The organism is Pragia fontium DSM 5563 = ATCC 49100 (assembly GCF_900112475.1).
In the GTDB taxonomy this organism is placed as follows: domain Bacteria; phylum Pseudomonadota; class Gammaproteobacteria; order Enterobacterales; family Enterobacteriaceae; genus Pragia; species Pragia fontium.
Genome location: NZ_FOLW01000001.1, coordinates 624,299 through 645,609, shown reverse-complemented (window position 1 = coordinate 645,609; position 21,311 = coordinate 624,299). Strand labels below are relative to the sequence as shown.

The following is a 21,311-nucleotide window of genomic DNA, read 5'->3' as shown; positions in this document are numbered from 1 at the left end:
GGGATTTTGTCTTTATGCCAATCATCTCAAAAAAACCTAAAGCTTACCTGCCGCTTTAATCGCCAGATAACGGTTGACGCTTTCTACCGCTAACTGTTGAGGCTGAACATCCAGACATAATATGCCAGCACTGCGTAGACGAGTGAGAACCGCCTGACGCTTGGCCTGATAGTTGGCGCTGGCTGCTCTAAGGGCGGCATCTTGCTGATTGGTAATGGCAATAGATGAGGCTTTATCCAGTTCAGCTTCCCTTAGGCTGGCCACCAAAACCAGATGACGTTTACTCAACAACTTGACGGCAGATTGAAGGCTTTGTTCATCTTCATCCCGCAAATTAGTAAATAGCACCACCAGAGAGCGTTTACGTTCACGGGCGATTAACGATTGGGCTGCAACTTCAAAGTCACTGCTGTGCAGCGAAGGTTGTAGATCATAGACTTCATGTAATACCCGGTTAATACCATTAACTGAACGAACTGGCGGTAAATAGCGATCCGAACCGCCGAAGGCCAGTAAACCGACGGAATCATCGTAACGTAGACCCACGTAGGATAATAGCAGCACGGCATCCAGCGCATGGTCGAAGTGAGTAAGCTCACCTTCACTAGCGCCCATACGGCGGCCGCAGTCCAGCATAATCAGAATTCGCTGGTTACGTTCATCCTGATATTCCCGTGAGATCATTTTCCTCATGCGGGTCGTGGCCTTCCAGTCGATCTGACGCATGGCATCACCACTACGATATTCTCGCAGTTGCTCAAACTCCATACCCTGTCCACGCTTGCGGTATTTGTGGAATCCCATCCCGGCCTGAGTAATAGTCGTTTGCAACGCCATTTGAGTGATAGGGGCAAAGTTAGGAAAAATACTGATTTTTTGTGCTTTACCGACCAACTCCTGACGCTGCCATAGCTGCCATGGGGAACTGAGGCGTAGATGAACCTGACCAAATGACAGATCGCCACGCATTAATGGTTTTATACGGTAAACAATCTGCGATAGTTTGTGGGCGATTAACGTCACATTGATGGTTTGATCGCGGTATTCGCATTTTTCCGGCGGCGAGTCTTTCAACTGAATTTTTTGGCCTTGTTCAACCGAAGTGGTGATATTCAGTTTTACATCACACCATACGGTTTGAGGAAGGCTACTGGCCACTTCTCGCTGAACTTCTGGTAGCGGCTGGCGGTATAGTCGAGCTGCATCAACGGTGAGAAGCAACAGGGCTACCCCACCGATAATTAACCAGATGGATAACCATGACGGTATGATGGCGGCAGCAATCGACCCTGTAAACCAAAGGGCAGCGACGATCAACAATCTGCGAGCGGGCAGAATCATCTGCGTGGTGCCTCAATCTGTTCCAGCAGTCGGTTCAGAATATGTTCTTCTGTCAGACCTTCAATCTCCGCATCAGGAGACAGAGCGATACGATGACGCAAGGTAGGAATGGCTTGCTGTTTAACATCGTCTGGCGTGACAAAATCGCGTCCGGCTAAGATAGCACTGGCTCGAGCGGTACGAATTAACGCAATACCACCGCGAGGGCCGGCACCGGTGCTGATACCCGGCCAGTTACGCGTAGCTCTAACAATACGCAAGGCGTAATCCAGCACGCTGTCATCCACCTGAATGCTGGCAGTAATTTTTTGTAAGGCAATAATCACTTCCGGGCTGGCTACGGGCTCAATTTTATCAACTTCTAATCGGTCACCAACGCGCTCAAAGGTACTGGCAGAGACCAGCTCACGCTCTTCTGCTTCAGTAGGATAGTCGAACATCACATGCAGCAGGAATCGGTCTAGCTGAGCTTCCGGTAACGCATAGGTACCGTCTTGCTCTATCGGGTTTTGGGTGGCAATCACCAGGAATGGTGGCGTTAGCTGAGCGGTTTCCCCCTCAATAGTGACTTGCCCTTCCTGCATGACTTCCAGTAGAGCTGCCTGTGTTTTAGCCGGTGCCCGGTTAATTTCATCGGCCAGCATCAGGTTAGTAAAGACCGGCCCACGGCGTACCACAAACTCAGCAGCTTTCATGTCATAAAACATATGGCCGGTAACGTCGGCAGGCATCAGGTCAGGCGTAAACTGGATTCTGGATGAGTGACAAGCACAGGCTTGCGCCAATGCTTTGGCGAGAAGCGTTTTGCCCAGTCCGGGAACGCCTTCTAGTAGCACGTGACCACCGGCCAGCAGTGCACAGAGAATCTGCTCAACCACATGGCTCTGGCCGATAAAAACCTGACTAATCTGACTCTGGATACGCTGTATAACTTCAGAGGCTTCCTGTGCTGAAGTGGGGACAGAGGCTACCGCAGAGGTAGTAGAAAAAAAGTTATCCGTTGAGTTAAATTCCATAATTTAGTCTCCTACTCGTACTGCTTTGCAGTGAGTTTAAGCGATCGATCAGTAGGCATAAGGTTTGGGCGCACTGAGTAAATTGGTTAAGTTGTTGTATATCAGCCTCAAGTGCCTGAGTAATTAAATCCATATCATAATGGGTAATTTGTTCAATTAGATGGGCGTCACTGCGGCTACCGGGATGGTGTATTCTCAGCGGTTGCAGCAGTCGCAGAACCTCTTCCCTCAGCGGTGTAATCAGTCTGATGTAGTCACGATTTTGTAAATGGAACTCTGAAACTGCTTTCAAGTGCTCGGTTAAACTTGGGCGAATCGGCGGCGGTGTTGGAATAAGCGCACCAAAACGCGGAATATAACGCCAAAGTACCAATAGAATGCAGAGCCCAAACGCCAGCAATGAGTAAAAGGCGTTTTCAACCAACCAGCGCATTAGATTAGGAAAAGTCACATAACGAACCAGATAAACGGTATCGTCCCTGTTTGGTAGTGTAGCCATATGTATCCACAATTTGCTGTGGTCATATTTCTTGATGTTGGCGTTAGTGAATAAATGCAGGGGAACAACGGTCACGAAGCCTTTATCAAACTGAAAACGACTTATGATTTCCCAGTCGCTTTTAGCGGATGCCATCACCGATTCTATTGTTTGCCCATCAACATAAAAACGATTGGTTTCGCGCATGGCGGCGACCATTTTGTCTTTTTCAAAGACAATATTGGACCTGTCACTATTGGCGCGATTTTGTTCAACCTCGTCTTGATCTTGCCGATCTTTTTTAGCCTGTGTTTCCGACAGCTCTTGCTGACATTCGTCATCGGCGTCATCACACTCATCATCAAGATAGATATCAAATAGCTCTTGCAGCTCAATACTGTGTTCATCAGAACGCGGTGATAGAACAAGATGACCGCCTGCCTGAACCCATTTCATCAGTTTGAGTTTTTGAGAGGGCTCTTTCAGTAAATCAACGTTAAACAACACTAAGGTCGCATTTTGCGGCAGTTTACCCAAGGCCAGTGTGTCACCGATAGTTTTAACCTGAAAACCAGATTTACTCAGCAACTGTTCCGCCGTGTAGTAACGGTTACTGGTTACTTTCAGGCTCGGCGGAATCGTGACCGTTTTCTCTACCCATTCAAGTTTGCTGTAGAGATAGAGCGCTAAAATAGCTAACAGGGCGACCAAAATAATAATAACGGCACCAACGTTGGAGCCTTCTCTGACATGTCCTTTTGCCATGATTAGCTCGCCTCCCACTGAGATTGATGATCGTAGTGAGTCGGCCATTCAAGACACAGTTGCTCTAAGCGGGCAAGATCCGGTGAACGGTGAGCGTAGGCCTGAGCTAGCCAAAGCTGGGTGAGCTGGATAAAGAAAGCGCTGCTGCTCAGGTTGGCGCGTTTAACCAGTCTGATGCAGTCCTGCTCGGTATCCGATGAGCGAAACAGCACGCGATCGCGATGAGCCAGTACCGAGAGGGAACCGCGAAACAAGAGGCTGAGGGCAGAACGCAAATCTCCTGAACGAATCATGGCTAAAGCAACTTCGGCGATATTTTCAGGTAAGGATTCTGGTTGAATATCCAGACCTGCAATTTGCGCCGGAGGTTTCTCCGATGTTTTTCTTTTCGTCTGAATAACCGGTAAACGAATAATAATCAGATAAACAATGACCGCAATGGCTAACGCCAGTACAAACCAAAGGAATCCCTGGCCGACATTCGCTACACCATTAAAGGCTGAGCCAGTGTTAATGCTCGTCGGTTTATTGGGCGACTTGGTTTTTTCCTTTTTGGGCTTTTCTTTCTCATCAGAGAATTTCAGGCTTTTTTCGGTGGTTTTTCCGCCGTACTCCGACTGTTGCAGGATATTATTCAGCCTGTCGGGGGCCTGAATAATCGCTTCCTGACGGAGTGATTGTTCACCCGCATGGGATGGTGCTGGTTGCATCATTAAGCCGAAAGTTATAACGGCAAACAGGGCACCAAATAGGCTGGAAGTGGTGCTGTGGCGCTTTTTCTCTGTTTTTCGAAACTGTAACTCAATGTCCCAGGCTTCAATATCACTGCGTCTTTTTAAGTAGAGAGAAAAGCCAGCGGCAACATAAATCGGTTCCCACAATAAGATGCCCAGCGTGTACAGACCCAGAGAGAGCTGACTCAGGTAGCTAAAGTCGTTGAAGGTCAAGGTATCAAACAGATCATCACTGAAACCATTGCTATCAATGGAGAGCATGGCCAGAAATGCCATCGCACAAATTGGGAAAATCTGCTCAATAATGATGCCATAGAGGGTCAAAATAATGGCGTTAATCCCGATATAGCTGGAAATAGAACGGCGTCTGATTCTGGCATTGCGCCCCTTTACACCTTCCAGTACATCAACCGGCAGCGTGAGGGAACGATAGGGGGTAAAGCGAGCCCAAGTTAAGGCACGAAATAGTCGGGTTTTAAACAGCAGTGTAGGGATCGCCCGCATACTCTGGCGAATGGTTGGTGCGTCACCAAATACTGCACGACTAATGACAAACAGCGCTATCCGATCGAACATTGGTTTGATCCACCAAACCAGCAGATAGAGTAAAAGGTAACTGTTGCTACTCCAGTAAGTCAGGCTGAACAGGATAGCCAAAACCGGTAGAGTAAAACAGAACCAGGCTCCATACAGTGGCTTAAACCAGTGCATGGCCATTCTAACACCAAGATCGATGGCTTCATTAGCGTGTCTGGGGCGCAGTACAATGGCTAAACGTTCAAGCTGCATGGCGACGCCCTGTAAAGATAAAATAGCCTAACAACAACAGTAGGTTGAATAGGCCTGCGCCAATTTTAATGGCGAGTGGGAAGTTATGGGGTGACCAGAATGCTTCAATCATCGCTGCGATTAAGAGCATAACTCCGCTACCGCAGAGCAGGCCTAATACTGAACGGGCGGTGATTCTCAGAGAATCGGGACGGCTTAGACGACCGGGAACGATTAAACTCCAGCCCAGTTTTAGCCCTGTTGCGCCAGAAATGATAATACCGCCAATTTCAAAAGCACTATGGCCGCTGACAAAAGAGTAGAAGTTGCGGCCAGCACCAATATTGATCAGGCGAGCTTCAACGGCCCCCATATGTACGCCGTTAAATATTAGGGTATAAATCGTGCCTAATCCGGCCAGCAATCCGCCAGCAAAGGCCTGAAAAGCGATACTAATATTGTTGTAAATATAGAAGCCGAACATTTTCCAGTTGGAACCGGCATCACGAAGAATGCTGGCACCATAGTCAAAAGCATCATCACCGCTGTACATTTCATCCATCTGATACACGCTATCCGGTGACATAATCACATAGATAAAGTCGGGCCATAATCGCACGACAATCATCATAATGATCCAGGGTGCCATAATCAGAAACATGGATAGCATCACCCAGCGTAGATTGGCCCGCAGGTCGGCAGCAAATCCCCCAGCGGCATAATTCATCATTCTTTGGCTAAGGCCGCTGTTGGCACTGTAAAGAATATCGTGACCCTGCTGCACCATATTGTGTAGTCGATCGATTAACAGCAGGCTATAGCCTCGGTCACGGGCAATGGCCAGATGTTGGCAAATATTGCGGTAGCGGTGGGGCATATCATGATTGGCAAAAATGGATTGCGCTGTTTGAGCATCATAATTTTTTATCGGCTTTTGACGATAGTTAAGCCAGTTCTCAAAAGCCGTCCATTCAACCTGATGTAGTACCTCAAAGCGCTCCTGCTTCATGGCTTACGACCTATTAAAAAGTTGGCGATGCCGATCAACCGGGTTGCTCCCTGAGGTTCTTCGGTATGGGATGTCTGGGACAGCGTAGGTAGCAGCGCAGCCAATTCTTCCTGACGCGGTTTGGTTAAGCCGGGCGTTCGTTCCGCAAATGTCACCACGATTTTTTGGGTTTCTCTTGATAGTGGGAAATCAGGCGGAATGGGCGTAGCTTCAGGAACGGTAAACTTAGCGGTGTAAGGAACGCTATAAACAACCAGTGTGCCGGCGACAATATCTCCCAGACGACGAAATTGTTTATTAACCAACATCGATATCAGGCCAAAAAGATAGAACAACGGGAAAAAGTCAGCGAAGCGTAGGAAATTACGGATAATCGAGGCACTCAGGCCAATAGGTGTTCCGTTATCGTGTATGACTTTCAGACCAAGCAGGCGTTTACCGGGGGTTTTTCCGTTAAATAACACTTCAAAAAACACCGGGTAAAACCACTCAATTAAGAAGAGGCAAATTAAAAACAGGCCAAGACCAACGTCATCAAACATAAGTGTCGGGATCGCAATCAGAGCGATAAGGCACCAGCGTAGAGCAGTATCGATCAGAAAGGCAAAACCGCGAGGTAAAAATCCGGCGGGATGTAAGCGGATTTCAATTAACTCGGGGGTAGTAATATCACAAACGGTATCCAGCATAGAATATTAAAGCCGGGCAACGTACCCGGCTTTATCTCTTAATTATTGCTTGGCGTTAGCAATAAACAGACTACGGTAGCTGGTGTAGTAGGTTGCCAACATGAGAGGCATAGTAATTAACAGACCTAAACCTAAAGGCAACACTGAAATCGTCATAACGATACCCAGTACAATGAAGTACAGCAGACCAGGTAGGATATTTTTCTTAACCGCAGACAGGCTCATCGAAATAGCCTGACCCAGAGTCAGGTTATGAATAACGATTAAAGCAGGAGCAAACCAGGTTAACGCGTAACCTACCATGTAAATAACAAACATTAGCAGGAAGGCTAAGAACATCATACCTGTGCTGGCACCGGTTAATGCCATTGATGGGTCGCTTCCAGTTTCAGCACTCATGGCTAAAGCAAACAATGCGCTACCACCCACCACGAACATGACGATGAGGGACAAAATCATCACACCGAACATGACTGCGCCAACGCCAATCAGTGAACCTGCGTTCTTCTGGAAACCAGAGAAAAGCAGACCGAGATCGAATTCACCAGTAGTACGCTGTTTTTCACACAGTGCCATAATGCCGCCGATAAACACCGGCATGATCAGCGTTGCCAGAATATTCAAAAATGGAATGAACTGGATAATCATCATGATAACGAACAGAATCACGCCTAACAGAACCCACATACCTAATTTAGGTTTCATGAAGTTCCATGCCTGGCCGATCCAGTTTACGCCTTCGCCAGCAGGAACAGCTTGACCGCCGGGTACAAAGACTTCGTTTTCATTATTGGTCGCGACAGCTACGTCATCAACGCTGGATTCTGGAGGAGTGTAGGGATTATGTGGGTCTTGTTGTTGAGTCATTATATGTTTCTCTTTCCTTAAGGAGTTTATGGTCAACTCAAAGTATTGACCAAATCCATATTAATAATAAATTTATCTTTAGTTTTTTTAGGCCAATGGTTCCCTGACAAAAATCCACCAATAGCAGATATCAGGGAGCGATAGATAATACCCGCCAACCTGTTGGATTAAAAGCGGCAAGTGATGGTTTTTTGTGGCTATTTGTTACGCTTTTTTCTTAATATGGATTTATTGACTATACTAACCAGAATACATAAGCCTTTGGGGCGTTTCCCTTACCCGGTTGACTAAATTTATTTGGCCGGGACTAAGGCGGTTCTCTTGCTATCTGGCGGGGAGCGGAGTAGTATACGTCGGCTTATGTATTGGGTGGCTGAATTAGAGATCGGCGCCTGTTTTGTTTATTCCCAAGAATTGGAGTTCTATAATGTCTCTAAGCGTTGAAGCGAAAGCTAAAATCGTTGCTGAGTATGGTCGTGGTGCAAACGACAGCGGTTCACCTGAAGTACAGGTTGCTCTGCTGACTGCACAAATCAATCACCTGCAAGGTCACTTCTCCGAGCACAAAAAAGATCACCACAGCCGTCGTGGTCTACTGCGCATGGTTTCTCAGCGCCGTAAGTTGCTGGACTATCTGAAGCGTAAAGACAGCTCACGTTATACTCAACTGATTGCCAGTCTGGGTCTGCGTCGCTAAGTCGATGAGTTTCAGGAGAAAGGGGCCAATTATGGCCCCTTTCTTCTAGGATTAGATGATAAATAGCAGTATCATAGAACATGAGTTCTTGGGGGCTTCTGGTGCAGAGGTTCGCGCGGCTAATGAAAGTATTGACAATAATTGCCATTAAAAGTGATGGCGTCGTTTGTTAGTTAAACAATATTTTCATTAGTCGCGAGGATGCAGTCAGAAGAGTAAGTTAAAGTGAGCCCGCTGCCGGCAAAGATGCCCGGCTGGCTAATCATAAAAATGAAGGAAAATCGTTTGCTGAATCCGATCGTTCGTAAATTCAAATATGGTCAACATACCGTGACGTTAGAAACCGGTATGATGGCGCGTCAGGCAACTGCCGCTGTAATGGTTAATGTTGATGACACCGCGGTATTTGTTACCGTTGTTGGGGCGAAAAAAGCCAAAGAAGGTCAAAGTTTCTTCCCACTAACCGTAAATTATCAAGAGCGTACTTATGCTGCCGGCCGTATCCCTGGTGGCTTCTTCCGTCGTGAAGGTCGTCCTAGCGAAGGTGAAACGCTGATCGCGCGTTTGATTGACCGTCCTGTTCGTCCACTGTTCCCTGAAGGTTTCCTGAATGAAGTTCAGGTTATCGCTACCGTTGTTTCTGTGAATCCACAAGTTAGCCCGGATATCGTGGCCATGATTGGTACCTCAGCTGCCCTGTCGCTGTCAGGTATTCCATTTAACGGTCCTATTGGTGCAGCCCGCGTTGGTTTCATTAACGATCAATATGTACTGAACCCAACCATGGATGAGCTGAAAGAAAGCCGTCTGGATCTGGTTGTTGCTGGTACTCAAAGTGCGGTTCTGATGGTTGAATCAGAAGCTGAACTCCTGAGCGAAGAGCAAATGCTCGGTGCGGTGATGTTCGGTCATGAACAACAGCAGATCGTTATTGATAACATCAATGCGCTGGTTGCTGAAGCAGGTAAACCGAAGTGGGAATGGCAGTCACCTGAAATCAATCAGGCGCTATATGCACAGGTTGAAGCGCTGGCCGCTGGCCGTTTAGGTGATGCTTACCGTATCACCGATAAGCAAGAGCGTTATGCACAAATCGGCGTTATCAAAACTGACGTTATCGAAGCGTTGATTGCTGGCAATCCTGATTTAAACCAAAGCGAAGTCGGCGATATGCTGAGCAGCATCGAGAAGAATGTTGTTCGTAGTCGCGTATTACGCGGTGAGCCACGTATCGACGGTCGTGAAAAAGATATGATTCGCGGTCTGGATGTGCGTACTGGCGTATTACCTCGCACCCATGGTTCTGCTCTGTTTACTCGTGGTGAAACTCAGGCGCTGGTTGTTGCTACCCTAGGTACGGCTCGCGATGCTCAGAACATCGATGAACTGACCGGTGAACGTACCGACAGCTTCCTGTTCCACTACAACTTCCCTCCGTACTCCGTAGGGGAAACCGGTATGGTGGGTTCACCTAAGCGTCGTGAAATTGGTCACGGTCGTTTAGCGAAGCGCGGCGTGCTGGCAGTGATGCCAGATCAGGCTGATTTCCCATATACCGTTCGTGTGGTATCAGAAATTACTGAATCTAACGGTTCATCGTCGATGGCTTCCGTATGTGGCGCATCACTGGCTCTGATGGATGCAGGTGTACCGATTAAAGCTGCCGTTGCGGGTATCGCAATGGGTCTGGTTAAAGACGAGACAAACTTTGTTGTTCTGTCTGATATTCTGGGTGATGAAGATCATCTGGGCGATATGGACTTTAAAGTAGCCGGTAGCCGTGAAGGTATTTCTGCTCTGCAAATGGACATCAAAATTGAAGGTATTACTCGCGAGATCATGAAAGCGGCTCTGAGTCAGGCTAAGGGTGCACGTTTGCACATTCTTGGCGTGATGGAACAGGCGATTTCTGCACCGCGCGGTGATATTTCCCAGTTTGCTCCACGTATTCACACCATCAAGATCAACCCTGAGAAAATCAAGGATGTGATCGGTAAAGGTGGTGCGGTTATTCGTGCACTGACTGAAGAAACTGGCACTACCATTGAAATTGAAGATGACGGTACAGTGAAGATTGCAGCGACTGACGGCGACAAAGCGAAACATGCTATCAGCCGTATCGAAGAGATCACCGCTGATGTTGAAGTGAATCGCGTGTATGCTGGTAAGGTTACTCGTATTGTTGACTTCGGTGCCTTCGTTTCTATCGTTGGTGGTAAAGAAGGTTTAGTACATATTTCTCAAATCGCTGACAAGCGCGTAGAGAAAGTATCTGACTACCTGCAAATGGGTCAGGAAGTTCAGGTTAAAGTGATGGAAGTTGACCGTCAGGGCCGTATTCGCTTAAGCATTAAAGAAGCGAATGCACCAGCTCAGGACGCGCCAGCTGCATCCGAAGAGTAATTGCGGTCGCTACTGTAGCCGTAAGCAATGACACGGTGCTTTATTGAAGATGATAAAGCACCGATTGTATGACTGGGACAGGGAGTTCTTGTGTAAAAACAAGTGGATGGTAGGATACCTATCCCATGTTTGTCTTCGGGAGTTGAAATGAAGCCTATTTTACGCTGGTGCTACATCGTTGCAACAGCCATCCTGTTAACAGGATGCAGCAGCCTTGAAGGGCGTAAATATGGCGTTTTGGCAATTCCATTGCAGCCGACGCTGCAACAGGAAGTGATGTTGGCACGTATGGAACAGATCCTTGCGAGCCAAGTATTATCAGGTGATGAGCGAGCGCAGCTATTGTACGAACGCGGTGTGTTGTTCGATAGTCTTGGACTACGGGCACTGGCGCGAAACGACTTTTCGCAGGCGTTAATGATTCGTCCTGATATTCCAGAAGCATTTAACTACTTGGGAATATATCTGACGCAGGGTGGCAACTTTGATGCTGCTTATGATGCGTTTGATTCTGTATTAGAGCTTGATCCAACTTATAACTATGCGCGTTTAAACCGAGGGATTGCCTTATATTATGGCGGTCGCTACTTTTTAGCGCAGGATGATCTGCAGGCGTTTTATCATGACGACCCTAACGATCCTTTCCGATCTCTATGGCTATATTTAGCCGAAAAAGAGATTGATTCAGACAAGGCAAAAAGAGCGCTTGAAGAGCGTTACGCCAAAGCTGAAAAAGGAACGTGGGGCTGGAATATAGTGGAATTCTACCTTGGCAAGATTAGCGAAAAAACGCTGATTACTCGCCTACAGGAAGAAGCAACGGATAACACTTCGCTCGCTGAGCATCTCAGTGAAACTGACTTCTATTTAGGTAAGTATTACCTGAGTCTGGGGGACAAGAACACCGCCGTGGCGTTGTTCAAACTGACGGTTGCCAACAATGTACATAACTTTGTTGAGCACCGCTATGCACTGTTGGAATTAGCCTTGTTTGGGCTAGAACAAGACGACCTATCAGAATCGGATAAAAAATAGACTGACGAATACGTCTAAACGACCTTGCTAAGTAGGTTCTACTTACAAGGGCGGTTTTTCTGTTCGTTTTTTAATCTAATTTGAGCTGGTTCACACTTTTAAATGAAAATCACTGAGTATTTTCTCAATAAGGTATGTAGACTGGCCGCCATTTTTAGTGAGGCACGTGTACATGTCTGAGATAGAAACCTCTTTTGCTGATTTAGGCTTATCAGCACCTTTATTAAAAGCACTGACCGATATGGGTTATGAAAAACCATCCCCGATTCAGTCGGCTTGTATTCCCCACCTGCTGGGCGGTCGCGATGTATTAGGTATGGCGCAAACCGGTAGCGGTAAAACAGCGGCATTCGCATTGCCGTTCCTTAACAATATTCAAGCTGATATGGCCTGCCCGCAGGTTTTAGTATTAGCACCAACCCGTGAATTAGCCGTTCAGGTAGCAGAAGCCTGCACCGAATATGCTAAACACATGTCAGGCGTGCGCGTCGTGGCCCTTTATGGTGGCCAGCGTTATGACGTTCAATTACGTGCTTTGCGTCAAGGACCACAAATTGTCGTGGGTACCCCAGGCCGCCTGTTAGACCACCTGAAGCGTGGAACCTTAGACCTGTCTAAATTGAAAGGTCTGGTTCTGGATGAAGCCGACGAAATGTTACGTATGGGCTTCATTGAAGATGTTGAAACGATTATGGCGCAGATTCCGGCTGAACATCAGACCGCTCTATTCTCTGCGACCATGCCTGAAGCGATCCGTCGTATTACGCGTCGCTTTATGCGCGATCCACAAGAAGTTCGTATCCAGTCTAACGTGGTGACCAGACCTGACATTAGTCAGAGTTACTGGACCGTTTACGGTATGCGTAAGAATGAGGCGCTGGTTCGTTTCCTGGAAGCGGAAGATTTTGACGCTGCGATCATTTTCGTGCGTACCAAGAATGCCACGTTAGAAGTTGCTGAAGCTTTAGAGCGTAGCGGCTATAACAGTGCTGCATTGAATGGTGATATGAACCAAGCGCTGCGTGAGCAAACGCTGGAACGACTGAAGAATGGTCGTCTGGATATCCTGATCGCAACTGACGTTGCCGCTCGCGGCTTGGACGTTGAGCGCATCAGCTTAGTGGTTAACTACGATATCCCGATGGATTCAGAATCCTACGTGCACCGTATTGGCCGTACTGGCCGTGCAGGTCGTGCAGGACGTGCGCTGTTATTCGTTGAGAACCGTGAGCGTCGCTTACTGCGTAATATCGAACGCACGATGAAGATCTCCATTCCTGAAGTGGACCTGCCATCTGGCGATCTGTTAAGCAAGCGTCGTTTAGAGAAGTTTGCCACGCGTGTGAGTCAGCAGTTAGAGAGCAGCGATCTGGATCAGTATCGTGCGCTGCTGGCTAAACTACAGCCAGCTGAAGAGCAGGATATCGAAACATTGGCAGCGGCTCTGCTGAAAATGGCACAGGGCGAACGTCCATTGATTCTGCCACCGGATGCACCAGCCGATCGTCGTCCGCGTCGTGAACCTCGTGACCGTGACGATCGTAGTAACGATCGCTTTGGTCGTCGTGAGCGTGATGGACGTAATGAGCGCGGCGGTGACCGTGATGCAGCACCTCGTCGCGAACGCCGTGAGGTGGGTGAAATGGATATGTACCGCATTGAAGTTGGCCGTGATGATGGTGTTGAAGTGCGTCATATTGTTGGTGCTATTGCCAATGAAGGTGATATCAGCAGCCGTTATATCGGTAACATCAAATTGTATGCTACTCACTCAACGATTGAGCTGCCAAAAGGCATGCCTTCCGATCTGTTGCAGCACTTTACCAAGACTCGTGTACTTAACAAGCCGTTGAATATGCAGTTTGTTGGTGATGCACCAGCAAGTGAACCACGCCGTGGCGGTGGTCGTCGTGATGGCGGCGGTGCTGGTGCTGGTGGTGGTGATCGTCGTCCATCTTCGAATGGCGATCGTCGTTCATTCGGTGGCGGAGCAGGTCGTGGCGATCGTAATGGCCCAAGCCGTGATGGTCAGTCCCGCGGCCCACGTCGTGACGGTGGTAACAGTGCACCGCGTCGTCGTCCTACTTCAGGTAATGAGTAGTTTAAAATAAGCATTTTTAGGTTGATTCACCTAAAAATCTTAATATAAAACGTTAAAAGCACCAGATGAACAACTCATCTGGTGCTTTTTGACTTTATATAAGTGTGGTATTTTACTTAGCTCTCTGCTTTGAGGACATTTTTATGGAAAATTTATGTCCTGTAGCGATCTCGTTGTAAAGTAGACCGATAAATCACTTCTATTAATGGATTACCAAACATGAAGAAAGCAAAAAATATTTTACCTATCCCTGCGTTACCGATTATTCAAAGCGCAGTGATGTCATTAGCGCCAACCTTTGGCGGTGGGCGTCATGATGGCCATATGAATGTATTATGTGCATATGTCCGTGGTGAAAAAACGGAAGCTGACTTAGCTAGCTACTTAAAAGACAATAAACTTGAAGCCACCAAAGACAATGAGTTTGCGCTGTTTTTAGGTGAGAAGCGCGCGGAACAATCAACGGCTTGCGCAGCATATATTGCCAGTAGCGTATTAATTGCCCCAAACCTGGGAGAGTTTCTTGAGCCAGTAAAAGAGGCTAAGCCTAAAGCTAAGGATGCTGGCCCTGAGTTTTCCATCAATCAGGAAAAACTAACGGTTTCATTAACCACTAAACTGGCTATCGCATTAGCGAACTCCGATCTGTTTGCGCTGATTGCTGGCTCATTGCCGGAAGGCCTGACTGTTGAAGGCTATCGTGCAGAAGTCTGCCGCTTATTTGGCGTATTGGCACCGGTTTATCTGGAACGCGTTCAGATCCATTATCAAAATGGCCTGCAATTTAATCTGCTACAAATGCAGAATAACCAGTTTACCTTTAACAGCTCAACCGGATATCTGTTCCATTATGATGTTCAAGGTTTGAGCCTACAGTTAGGTGGTATTAACTGGTATGGTCGCGGTCAGATTATGGGGCAGGATTACGTACTTAACGTAGACTACTTCAGCGATAAAGTGGTTGAACTGCTTAAGTAATCGATAAAAATTATCCTGCTGAAAGCAGGTTATGGCCCCGGTTAATGTTATTACCGGGGCTTTTTTATTTATATTTAGCTATTGGTAGCGGGAATACCCGTTAAAAATAACAGCATTTTTATTGCTGATTGAGTAAAATGTCGCGGCTTTGTTCAACAAAGCGTATTTCGTTACTTAATACTGCAATACGTCAATTCTTATCTTGTTTGTCGCCGTTTAGGCTGGCAAGTGCTGATACTGTTCCTGATTAAGATTGGCTTATCATTATTGAGAACATTATTTATCAAAAATAATTTTTTCAAGGATAAGAGATCTATGCGTTGGCAAGATTTTAAAACCCAATACCTGATAAGGTTCTGGGCACCCCTTCCTGCGGTTATTGCGGCAGGTATTCTCTCGACTTACTACTTCGGCCTGACCGGCACATTCTGGGCAGTTACCGGTGAATTGACTCGCTGGGGGGGGCATTTGGCGCAGTTGTTTGGCGCGAATCCTCATGAGTGGGGCTATTTCAAAGTAATTGGCTTTGAAGGGACGCCACTGGATCGTATCGACGGTATGATGATTATCGGCATGTTTGGTGGCTGTATTGCGGCCGCTTTGTGGGCTAATAATATTAAGCTGCGTTTACCTCAACACCGTATCCGTATTTTTCAGGCGGTATTGGGGGGAATTATTGCCGGGTTTGGTGCCCGTCTGGCGATGGGATGTAACCTGGCCGCTTTCTTTACCGGTATTCCTCAGTTTTCCCTGCACGCTTGGTTTTTTGCTCTGGCAACCGCGGTAGGTTCCTATTTTGGCGCTCGTTTTACGCTGCTGCCGATGTTTCGCATTCCGGTCAAATTGCAGAAAGTCAGTGCAGCTTCACCGCTAACCCAAAATCCGACGCAGGCGCGTCGACGTTTTCGTCTGGGAATGGTGATATTTCTGCTGATTGTTATTTGGGGAATGGTCGAAATAACCCAAAGTCCAAAACTGGGTATCGCTATGCTGTTTGGGCTGGGTTTTGGCTTGCTGATTGAACGGGCTCAAATCTGTTTTACCTCAGCATTCCGCGATCTGTGGATTACCGGACGTACCCATATGGCAAAAGCGATAATTATCGGTATGGCAGTGAGTGCAGTTGGTATCTTTAGCTATGTACAAATGGGCGCTCAACCTAAAATTATGTGGGCTGGCCCTAACGCCGTGCTGGGTGGATTACTGTTTGGCTTTGGTATTGTGCTGGCCGGCGGTTGTGAAACCGGTTGGATGTATCGCGCAGTAGAAGGGCAGATTCACTACTGGTGGGTTGGTGTCGGTAACATTATTGGTGCCACCATTCTGGCCTATTTCTGGGATGATTTTTCTCCGGCGTTGGCGACTAATTACGACAAAGTTAACCTGTTGGATACCTTCGGCCCCTATGGCGGCCTACTGGTGACTTATCTCCTGCTGGGACTCGCCTTTGCTGTCATGCTGTGGTGGGAAAAGCGCTTCTTCGCCAGAAAAAATACGGCACAGCAGTTATCCCTTGAGACCAGTAAGGAGTCTTTATGAGTATTAACGTAAAAAATATCGTGCCTGATTATCGTTTGGATATGGTTGGTGAGCCTTGCCCCTATCCGGCAGTGGCGACGCTAGAGGCGATGCCGCAGTTAAAATCAGGTGAGGTGTTGGAAGTGATTAGTGACTGCCCGCAGTCTATTAACAACATTCCTTTGGATGCCAAAAATCACGGCTATGAAGTCCTGGATATTCAGCAGGATGGGCCAACCATTCGCTATTTAATCAGAAAATAGTCAAACAGCACCGGGTCGTTTGGGAATATCACGACCCGGTCTGAACCATTAGGTTTTAATTCACCACATTTTGTGGCTTACCAGCGATATAACACTTCAGATTATTCACCGTAATATCCATCATACGCAGACGAGCCTCCTTCGGTGCCCAGGCGATATGTGGCGTGATAATGCAATGACGAGCGTTGAGTAACGGATTGTCTTTGGATGGCGGTTCAATGGACAAAACATCCAGTCCGGCACCGGCAACTTTGCCGCTGTTCAAAGCATCGGCCAGATCCTGTTCGACAATCAGACCACCGCGTGAAGTATTAATTAACATCACGCCGGTTTTCATTTTAGTGATACTGTTTTGGTTGATGATACCGGTATTCTGATCGGTCAGTGGGCAATGCAGGCTGATAACGTCAGATTCCGCCAATAGCTGGTCAAGACTCACCACGCGTATATTGGGTTGTTCAATGCTTTTGTTTTGGCTTGGGGTATAAACCAGAATCTCCATGCCTAACGCCAGCGCAACCTTAGCAAAGGCTGAACCAATACGACCATAACCAATTAACCCCAGTTTTTTCCCCATTAATTCAATCAGTGGAGAGTGCCAATAGCTGAAATCGATACTCTTGGTCCAGCCGCCGGAACGGACATCACTGCTGTGTTCACCAACGTGATGACACAGTTCCAGCAGGAGAGCGGTACTCAGCTGCGCCACTGACATGGTGCTATAGCTGGGGACATTACTGACAATGATGTTTCTCTGGCGTGCGGCCTGGATATCAACCACATTGTAACCGGTTGCCAGAACACCAATAAACTTGAGGTTCGGGCAATGTGCCAGCGTTTGTGCATTTAGCGGTGTTTTATTGGTGAGTACGATTTCTGCATCACCAATACGTTCAACAATTAATTCCTCTGGGGTACGTTCATAAACGGTGACCTGACCTAACTGTTCAATGTCATGCCAGGAGATGTCACCGGGATTTAGCGTATGACCATCTAATATAATAATTTTCATGGTTCACCAGATTCTCCATATTGGTTTAATAAGTCACTTCAAGGTAAAGCTAATTGTTATTGTTATTAATCAATTTATTCTCGAACTAAGTTAGCACGAATTTGGGCAATAAGCTCAAAAGAGCGGATACGCGCCTGATGATCAAAAATCTGACCGTTAATCATAATTTCATCGGCACCGGTATCATTAATCAGATTTTGTAAACCGGTACGTACGCTGTCTGAATCGCCAACAATCGATAGGCTTAACGTATGATTGGCGCTGTACAGCTCATGCTTGGCGGCGATGTCGTTGATATCTGCTACTGGAGGCGGTAACGGACCTGGGGTACCGCGCAGCATATTGATGAAGTGCTGTTGTAAAGAGGTAAACAGCAATGCTGCCTGTTCCGTGGTATCTGCGGCAATCGCATTGACGCAGACCATGGCATAAGGCGCCGCCAGATTGGCGGATGGGCGGAATTCTTTGCGATATAACGTTATCGCCTGCAACATCATATCTGGGGCGAAGTGGGAGGCAAAGGCAAAGCGTAATCCCATTTTTGCCGCCAGCTGTGCGCTATACAGACTGGAGCCCAATAACCAAATCGGAACCTGCAAGCCCTGACCCGGAATGGCTTTAATCGGTTGGTTTGGTTGCTCATCAGCAAAATAACCTTGCAGCTCGACAACATTACTGGGAAAGTTTTCTACCGTATCGTGGTCGTTCCGACGCAAAGCCTGTGAGGTCTGTTGATTGGTACCTGGCGCACGTCCCAGCCCCAAATCGATGCGATCGGGGTAGAGTGATGCCAACGTGCCGAATTGTTCAGCGATAACTAATGGCGAGTGGTTTGGCAGCATGACCCCACCGGCACCAACGCGAATGCTGGATGTGGCACCGGCAATAAAACCAACCAACACTGAGGTGGCTGAACTGGCAATGCCTTCCATATTATGGTGTTCAGCCATCCAGTAGCGGTGATAGCCAAGACGTTCAGCCTGAATCGCTAGCTCTTTCGAGCGGCTAAATGCCTGAGGAATAGTGCCGCCCTGAATAATGGGCGATAGATCAAGAACGGAAAGTGGTACGCTGGAAGAGTTAGACATACTGGTATCTCCACTATTGTTGTTAATAGTTTATCCCGCCGGATTATGCCGGTTGAGTATCATACGAACTGATTAACTGTTCTAACTTAGCACGACTGGTTTTATCTGAATCTATTTTTATATAGGCTGATCGTTCTTCTGGCACGATGATCACATCATTAACGCCATCAAGGACTTTGAGATCCCTTTCCAACATGACATTTTTTAGCGCTAATGGGGGTAATTCAATACGCAGGCTGCTGACATAAGGCGGCTGCTTCATGGTTGTACTAAGCATCAACCACAGGACGCAAAGTACCACGCTACCCAAAAAGACGGCATTGGTACCGTTAAAGCCGAATAGCCATCCGCCCAGACTTCCACCAATAGCGACGCCAATGAACTGACTGGTTGAGTAGACGCCCATTGCGGTGCCCTTATAGCCTGCTGGCGCTTCTTTACTAATCAGTGAGGGCAAAATGGCTTCCATGATATTGAAAGCAACAAAGAAGAGCTGAACCCCGGCAAACATTACCCACAGGTGCTGTCCACTGACAAAAAGTATAGACTCTGCAATAAGAAGCAGAGCCACGCAGGTTAAAAATACCTGCTTCATTTTACGTTTTTTTTCCGCAATGATGATGAAGGGCACCACGGCGATAAAAGAAACCAGCATGGTCACCAGATACACTTTCCAGTGATCGGCAGGCATATAGCCGGCATTTTCCATCGCGACCGGTAAGGCCAGAAAAGTGGCCATCAATAGCGTATGCAAACACAAAATACCAATATTCAACTTCACCAATCGACTATTGCGTAGCACTTTACTGAAGCTGCCTTTCACCATGCCTGATTCGCGGTTTAATACATGCCCGGAAGGATTAGGAATTAGGGTGAGGGTCAGGACAATACCGGTTAGCGCCAGCACGGCAATTCCCCAGAATAGGGCATTCAGACCAAAAGCATGAGTAATAATAGGGCCCAGTACCATGGCAATAGCAAACGTGATACCGAAACTAACGCCAATAAATGCCATGGCTTTGGTACGGTTTTGTTCTCGAGTGAGATCGGATAATAGGGCCATAACAGCGGCAGCAATGGCACCGGAACCTTGTAAGGCACGACCAAGAATAATGCCCCAAATGGAATCACTGAGTGCGGCAATGATGCTGCCAATAGCAAAAATAAGCAGTCCGCCGACAATTAATGGTTTGCGACCTACGCGATCGGAGAGCAAACCAAAGGGGATCTGGAAAATAGCCTGAGTCAGGCCGTAAATACCGATAGCTAAGCCGATGAGTGGTTTGGTGGCACCGGCCAGCGCCATGCCGTAGGTGGTTAATACCGGCAGAACCATAAACATGCCCAGCATGCGCAATGAGAAAACTAAACCTAGCCCCCATGTAGCTCTAAGTTCTTCCGGGGCCATTTTATAATCGTTCATATCACCTCAAATAACACTATTTTGACTCCCGATCTGAACAACGAGAGCCATCTATTATTCTACTTTTCCCATCAGCGGTTTTAATTATTATGGGGATTTGACGGTGGATAGAATAGTTGCTGGCGTGGCAAAATACTTTGTTTTTCTAAGAAAAATCGCAATGGTTGGTATAAAAATAGGGAATATCGAAAGTTGTTGAGTAACAACGAACGATATTCCCAATATTTTACGGCCGAATAAGCGTCAATAACGATTCCGATGACATGGCCTGAGAATAGTCAACGGACATCATGATGCTTAATGTGGTGATAGCAATAATGGAGAAGATAAACAGCTTTCGGGCCCAAATTCGGTTATCCGAGGTTGTGTATCCGGCCAGTGCCATTACCAGCCAGCCAATACCGACTACCGCAGAGACAAACAGATAGCTGTAGCCTGCGTAACCGCTGATGCTCAGCATCAGGGTGGCGATGATAAAGCCGATGATATATAGCGTAATATGATTTTTGGTCACTGAAATGCCGCGTTTAACCGGCAGAACCGGTATCGACGCTGCCAGATAATCCTTGTAGCGGAAAATGGCAATGGCATAAGAGTGAGGCATTTGCCACAGGCTGAAAATAACCAGCAGCAATAGTGCGCCCATATCAAACTGATTACTGACCGCGCAATAACCGATAACCGGAGGTGCGGCACCAGACAGACTGCCGACCAAGGTTCCATATACGGATTTGCGCTTCAGATACAGGCTATACAGACCGACATAAACCACGAATCCCAGCAGTGCAAACTCTACGGCTAACAAGTTGGTATAGACATAAAGTAAGGCAAAGCCGGCTATGCCTAATAAACAGGCATAGACGATAGTCACCGAAGGGGAAATCAGACCTTGAACCAAAACTCGGTTCTTAGTTCTCTCCATCAGACAATCGATATCTCGGTCAATGTAGTTGTTAAACACACAGCCGGAAGCGACGACTAAAGAAACGCCGATGACAGTAGCAAACAGCAGGGAGAAATCTACGTTGCCTTGGGAGGCGAGTAGAAATCCACCAATAACTGAAATCATATTGCCAAAGATGATTCCCGGTTTTGTGACTAACAGATATTTCTTGATCATCTGAGT

General features: G+C 47.3%; 19 protein-coding genes. 8 read left to right on the top strand and 11 right to left on the bottom strand.

Going from position 1 to position 21,311, the window contains the following annotated elements:
• Positions 1–36 precede the first annotated feature (36 nt).
• Genes BMZ28_RS02600 through BMZ28_RS02570 form a run of 7 tightly spaced genes read right to left on the bottom strand, consistent with a single transcriptional unit; the run spans position 37 to position 7,667 of the window.
• Positions 37–1,341 (bottom strand): DUF58 domain-containing protein, encoded by a 1,305-nt coding sequence (locus tag BMZ28_RS02600; protein WP_083399621.1) that lies wholly within the window; start codon positions 1,339–1,341, stop codon positions 37–39.
• Entirely contained in the window at positions 1,338–2,357 is a 1,020-nt protein-coding gene (locus BMZ28_RS02595; RefSeq protein ID WP_074820490.1) for an AAA family ATPase, read from the bottom strand. Before BMZ28_RS02595 ends, BMZ28_RS02600 begins: the two co-directional genes overlap by 4 nt.
• Positions 2,347–3,600, bottom strand: coding sequence for a DUF4350 domain-containing protein (locus BMZ28_RS02590; protein ID WP_074820488.1), 1,254 nt, complete (start codon positions 3,598–3,600; stop codon positions 2,347–2,349). The genes BMZ28_RS02595 and BMZ28_RS02590 overlap by 11 nt, the downstream gene beginning before the upstream one ends.
• A 2-nt stretch (positions 3,601–3,602) precedes the next feature.
• Positions 3,603–5,123 (bottom strand): DUF4129 domain-containing protein, encoded by a 1,521-nt coding sequence (locus tag BMZ28_RS02585; protein ID WP_074820487.1) that lies wholly within the window; start codon positions 5,121–5,123, stop codon positions 3,603–3,605.
• Positions 5,113–6,111, bottom strand: a complete 999-nt coding sequence (locus BMZ28_RS02580) for a stage II sporulation protein M (RefSeq protein WP_047779834.1) — start codon at positions 6,109–6,111, stop codon at positions 5,113–5,115. Before BMZ28_RS02580 ends, BMZ28_RS02585 begins: the two co-directional genes overlap by 11 nt.
• Positions 6,108–6,800 (bottom strand): RDD family protein, encoded by a 693-nt coding sequence (locus tag BMZ28_RS02575; RefSeq protein WP_074820485.1) that lies wholly within the window; start codon positions 6,798–6,800, stop codon positions 6,108–6,110. Before BMZ28_RS02575 ends, BMZ28_RS02580 begins: the two co-directional genes overlap by 4 nt.
• A 42-nt stretch (positions 6,801–6,842) precedes the next feature.
• Complete coding sequence (locus BMZ28_RS02570) at positions 6,843–7,667, bottom strand: BPSS1780 family membrane protein (RefSeq protein WP_175474928.1); 825 nt, start codon at positions 7,665–7,667, stop codon at positions 6,843–6,845.
• 427 nt (positions 7,668–8,094) lie between these two features.
• Between BMZ28_RS02570 and rpsO the strand changes: the two genes are divergently transcribed.
• The 8 genes from rpsO to yedF all read left to right on the top strand — a co-directional run bounded on the left by rpsO (position 8,095) and on the right by yedF (position 16,662).
• Positions 8,095–8,364, top strand: a complete 270-nt coding sequence (rpsO, locus tag BMZ28_RS02565) for a 30S ribosomal protein S15 (protein ID WP_047779836.1) — start codon at positions 8,095–8,097, stop codon at positions 8,362–8,364.
• 285 nt (positions 8,365–8,649) lie between these two features.
• Positions 8,650–10,767: a polyribonucleotide nucleotidyltransferase gene (gene pnp / locus BMZ28_RS02560; protein ID WP_047782455.1), complete on the top strand. Its 2,118-nt coding sequence runs from the start codon at positions 8,650–8,652 to the stop codon at positions 10,765–10,767.
• Positions 10,768–10,914: 147 nt separating this feature from the next.
• Positions 10,915–11,802 (top strand): lipoprotein NlpI, encoded by an 888-nt coding sequence (gene nlpI / locus BMZ28_RS02555; protein ID WP_047779837.1) that lies wholly within the window; start codon positions 10,915–10,917, stop codon positions 11,800–11,802.
• Between the two features lie 102 nt (positions 11,803–11,904).
• Positions 11,905–11,982: a protein YrbN gene (gene yrbN / locus BMZ28_RS17650; RefSeq protein WP_114987452.1), complete on the top strand. Its 78-nt coding sequence runs from the start codon at positions 11,905–11,907 to the stop codon at positions 11,980–11,982.
• Entirely contained in the window at positions 11,975–13,903 is a 1,929-nt protein-coding gene (locus tag BMZ28_RS02550; RefSeq protein ID WP_074820484.1) for a DEAD/DEAH family ATP-dependent RNA helicase, read from the top strand. Before yrbN ends, BMZ28_RS02550 begins: the two co-directional genes overlap by 8 nt.
• 219 nt (positions 13,904–14,122) lie before the next feature.
• Complete coding sequence (locus BMZ28_RS02545; protein WP_047779839.1) at positions 14,123–14,881, top strand: hypothetical protein; 759 nt, start codon at positions 14,123–14,125, stop codon at positions 14,879–14,881.
• Between the two features lie 228 nt (positions 14,882–15,109).
• Entirely contained in the window at positions 15,110–16,420 is a 1,311-nt protein-coding gene (gene yedE, locus BMZ28_RS02540; protein WP_345889632.1) for a selenium metabolism membrane protein YedE/FdhT, read from the top strand.
• Positions 16,417–16,662, top strand: coding sequence for a sulfurtransferase-like selenium metabolism protein YedF (gene yedF / locus BMZ28_RS02535; RefSeq protein ID WP_047779841.1), 246 nt, complete (start codon positions 16,417–16,419; stop codon positions 16,660–16,662). The genes yedE and yedF overlap by 4 nt, the downstream gene beginning before the upstream one ends.
• A 55-nt stretch (positions 16,663–16,717) precedes the next feature.
• Here yedF and BMZ28_RS02530 read toward each other — a convergent pair whose 3' ends face one another.
• From BMZ28_RS02530 to cyoE, 4 genes are all read right to left on the bottom strand, one after another.
• Positions 16,718–17,674, bottom strand: a complete 957-nt coding sequence (locus BMZ28_RS02530; RefSeq protein WP_074820480.1) for a D-2-hydroxyacid dehydrogenase — start codon at positions 17,672–17,674, stop codon at positions 16,718–16,720.
• Between the two features lie 74 nt (positions 17,675–17,748).
• Positions 17,749–18,762, bottom strand: a complete 1,014-nt coding sequence (locus tag BMZ28_RS02525; protein ID WP_074820478.1) for an LLM class flavin-dependent oxidoreductase — start codon at positions 18,760–18,762, stop codon at positions 17,749–17,751.
• A 43-nt stretch (positions 18,763–18,805) separates the two neighbouring features.
• A complete protein-coding gene (locus BMZ28_RS02520) occupies positions 18,806–20,185 on the bottom strand; it encodes an MFS transporter (RefSeq protein WP_074820476.1) in 1,380 nt (459 codons plus the stop codon).
• A 226-nt stretch (positions 20,186–20,411) separates the two neighbouring features.
• Entirely contained in the window at positions 20,412–21,305 is an 894-nt protein-coding gene (cyoE, locus tag BMZ28_RS02515; RefSeq protein WP_074820474.1) for a heme o synthase, read from the bottom strand.
• Positions 21,306–21,311: the final 6 nt, after the last annotated feature.